We start from the raw sequence: 3,727 nt of genomic DNA on the forward strand, positions 1-3,727 counted from the left end.
TGACTGCCCTGCTTTATTTGCAAGGCTATGCGGAAAGCGATTTTGTACTGAGCTGACCGGACAGAGCGCTAATTGACCGTTTTTTGGTCCTCGAAAACACAGTCCGCGCATTCGGGCGCCGAACGCTTCCAACCGCACGACCTCATCCTGAGGAGGACCGACAGGTCCGTTTCGAAGGATGGGCGGCACGCACCTGAACAAGCGGCCCATCCTTCGAGACAGCGCTGGCGCGCTTCCTCAGGCTGAGGCGCGTGTTCAAGAGGCAATCGGTGGCCTAAACAAAAAAGGGCGCCTACCGGCGCCCTTTTCCTGGTCTGGCTCAAGACCGGATCATTCGTCCTCGATCCGAACCGGCACGAAGCGGACATCGCCCGTCGGATTGGCCAGCAGCAGAAGCGCGGAACGGCGGCCGCCATCCTTGAGCTTCTTGATCTCGGCCTCGACATCGGCCGGCGTTGCCACCGGTTCCTGGGCGACTTCCTTGATCACGTCGCCTGCCGTGACGCGTTTTTCTTCCGCCGAGCTGCCCGGCAGCACTTCCGTCACGACCACACCGCTGACATCGTCCTCGATGGAGAACTGCTGACGCAGACTGTCATCGAGTTCGGCAAGCATCATGCCGAGAACTTCGCTCTTCTCCACCGGCTCGTCTTCCGGCTGGTCCTCTGTTGTGGCCTTGGCTTCCTTGACGTCGTTTTCCTCAAGACGTTCGAGTGTCACCGAAATATCGACTTCCTTGCCCTTGCGCAGAACCACGACGGCAACTTCCTTGCCGATGGCTGTTTCGGCGACCATACGCGGCAATTCCCGCATGACATCGACTGTCCTGCCGTCGAACTTGACGATGACATCGCCCGGCTCGATCTTCGCCTTGGCGGCCGGACCGTCGTCAGTGACACCGGCAACCAGCGCACCCATGGCATGTTTCATGCCGAGGCTCTCGGCGATCTCGTCCGTCACTTCCTGAATGCGAACGCCCAGCCAGCCGCGGCGGGTTTCCCCGAATTCGCGCAACTGCTCGATCACGTTCAGGGCGGTTTTGGCCGGGATCGCAAAGCCGATGCCGATGGACCCGCCGGAGGGCGAGATGATCGCCGTGTTGATGCCGATCACATTGCCGTCCATGTCGAACAGCGGGCCACCGGAGTTCCCCCGGTTGATGGAGGCGTCCGTCTGGATGAAATTGTCATAGGGACCGGAGTTGATGTCGCGATTGCGGGCCGAGACGATGCCCACGGTCACGGTGCCGCCAAGCCCGAACGGGTTGCCGATCGCCATTACCCAGTCGCCGACACGGATCTTGTCGGAATCTCCGAAATTGACGTCCTTAAGCGGCGTCTCGGGCTCCACCTTGAGAACCGCAAGATCAGTCTTCTCATCGGACCCGATGATTTCCGCCCTCAGCTTGGTGCCGTCGTTGAAGTTGGCCGTGATCTCGTCCGCACCTTCAATCACGTGATTGTTGGTGATGATGATGCCTTCCGTTCCGTCGATCACGAAACCGGAGCCGAGGGACTGCACCTTGCGCGGCTGATCATTCTCCCGGTTCTGCCGGTTGAAGAACTCTTCGAAGAACTCCTGGAAGGGCGAGCCTTCAGGCACCTGCGGCATCGGCACGGACCGGTGCCCCTGAACGGTTTGGGCGGTAGAGATATTGACGACCGCATCCGCAAGGTTCTCCGCCAGGTCGGCTACCGAGACCGGACCTTGCGCCCTGGCAGGTGCGATAGGTTGAAAAGCAACCATTCCGCCGAGCGCAATGCCGACCGCCGCAAATGCGAGGCGGGACATCCGACGACGAATACGTTTTGTTGCCATGGGGCTTTCTCCTTGTCCCAACGGGTTGGAGTGTCTGTTTCTTCCTGAATATAGAACGGGCGGAAGGTTTTTGCGCCTCCCGCCCGAAAACTTTTCGTTATCCGCGAATGATCCACACAAGAAATACGCCCAGTGCGGCTGCTATCAGACCGGCGACGCGCAGGGTCTGGTCCGGCGTTTCCAGCGCGCTGCGCATGACGCTCTTCATGCCACCGGGCAAAAGAGCGTAAAGTACGCCTTCGAACACCAGAACCAGGCCAAGCGCGATTACCAGTTCATTCATTGCGCAGTATTGTCGGGCGCACGCCCGGAAACGCCGTTGCCGCCGTTACCATAACCAGCCTCGGGAACCTCGGCACCGGCCGGATCCTTGAAGAACCGGAAGAAGCTGGAATCGGGCGACAGCACGAGGCTGGTGTCCCCTGACTGCAGTCCGGCTTCATAGGCCTGCATCGACCGGTAGAAGGCGAAGAACTCGGGATCGGCGCCGAAGGCCTCGGCAAAGATCCGGTTCCGTTCCGCATCGCCGTCACCGCGGGTGATTTCGGAATCCCGCCTCGCTTCCGCGACAAGAACCGTTGCATCGCGATCCGCGCGGGACTTGATCCGGCGGGCGATTTCCTCACCCTGGGCCCGGATTTCCGTCGCTTCCCGCTGACGCTCGGTCTGCATCCGCGCATAGATGGCCTGGGAGTTGGCGTCCGGCAGGTCGGCGCGGCGGATCTTCACATCGATCACTTCAATGCCGAGCTCGGCCGCATTCGCGCTGACGTCACGGCGGATATTCTCCATGACGCCGGAGCGGTCATCGCGCACCAGGGCCACGAAACTGGTCCGGCCGAGTTCCGACCGCAGGGAGGACTGCAGCAGGGTCGACAGGCGCCGGTTGGCCGTCTGGATGTTCTGGACGCGCTGATAGAACAGCACCGGATTGGAGATCCGGTAACGCGCGAAGGCATCGACAACAAGCCGCTTCTTGTCCGAGGAGATCGGCTCAAGCGGCGGCATGTTCAGGTTCAGGATGCGCTTGTCGAGATAGACGACATTTTGAACAACCGGCTGCTTGAAGTAGATCCCGGGCTCGGTTTTCGGCTGATCGACGATCTTGCCGAACTGCAGCACCAGGGCCTGCTGGGTCGGATTGACGATGAAGACCGACAGGTAGCCCACGATCGCGGCGATGACGAGGACAATGGCAATAATACCGTTGCGCATGATCAGTTTCCTCCCGTCCGGGCTGCCGGAGCGGCGCTGCGTCCGTTCAGGTCGTTGAGTGGCAGGAACGGCAGGACGCCCGATCCGGACGTCTGACTGTCAATGATGATCTTGTTGTTGGTTCCCAATACTTTTTCCAGGGTCTCGAGATAGATGCGCTCACGGGTGACATCCGGAGCGTTCCTGTACTGCTCGTAGATCTTGGTGAAACGCTGGGACTGACCGGTTGCTTCCGCGATGGTCTGTTCCTTGTAGGCGTTAGCCGCTTCCAGAACCTGGGCGGCCTTACCGCGCGCTTCCGGAACGATCTGGTTGGCGTAGGCTTCCGCCTGGTTGCGGATACGCTCCTGGTCGGCGCGCGCGGCCTGCACATCGCGGAAGGCGTCAATGACCTGTGCCGGCGGGTCGACCCGCTGCATCTGCACTTCGGCGATTTCGATACCCGCGCGATAGGCATCCAGCGTCGTTTGCATCAGGGTTGCGACGTCGTTCTGGATGGACACGCGGTTTTCCGTCAGGATCGCATCGATATTCGATCCGCCGACCACTTCGCGCATGGCGCTTTCGGCGACGGCCTTCACGGTCGCTGCGGGCTCCTGGATGTTGAACAGATAGTCATTGATGCCATCGCGCGTATTCTTGATGCGCCACAGGACCTTGAAGCCGACGTCGACGATGTTCTCGTCACCCGTCA

The 3,727-nt window shown here is 60.6% G+C and carries 4 protein-coding genes; all 4 read right to left on the reverse strand.

Annotated elements, in window-relative coordinates:
* Window positions 1–330 precede the first annotated feature (330 nt).
* Window positions 331–1,818, reverse strand: coding sequence for a DegQ family serine endoprotease (locus ACQY7U_RS18650; RefSeq protein ID WP_428647641.1), 1,488 nt, complete (start codon window positions 1,816–1,818; stop codon window positions 331–333).
* 97 nt (window positions 1,819–1,915) lie between these two features.
* The gene (locus ACQY7U_RS18655) at window positions 1,916–2,101 is read right to left on the reverse strand and encodes a DUF2065 domain-containing protein (protein ID WP_428647644.1); all 186 of its coding nucleotides are present in this window, start codon (window positions 2,099–2,101) and stop codon (window positions 1,916–1,918) included.
* Entirely contained in the window at window positions 2,098–3,033 is a 936-nt protein-coding gene (gene hflC / locus ACQY7U_RS18660; RefSeq protein ID WP_428647647.1) for a protease modulator HflC, read from the reverse strand. The genes ACQY7U_RS18655 and hflC overlap by 4 nt, the downstream gene beginning before the upstream one ends.
* 2 nt (window positions 3,034–3,035) lie before the next feature.
* Window positions 3,036–3,727: FtsH protease activity modulator HflK (gene hflK / locus ACQY7U_RS18665; RefSeq protein WP_428647649.1), on the reverse strand; the 692-nt coding region annotated here is incomplete at its 5' end.

This window comes from Roseibium sp. (assembly GCF_050301095.1).
Classification (GTDB): Bacteria; Pseudomonadota; Alphaproteobacteria; order Rhizobiales; family Stappiaceae; genus Roseibium.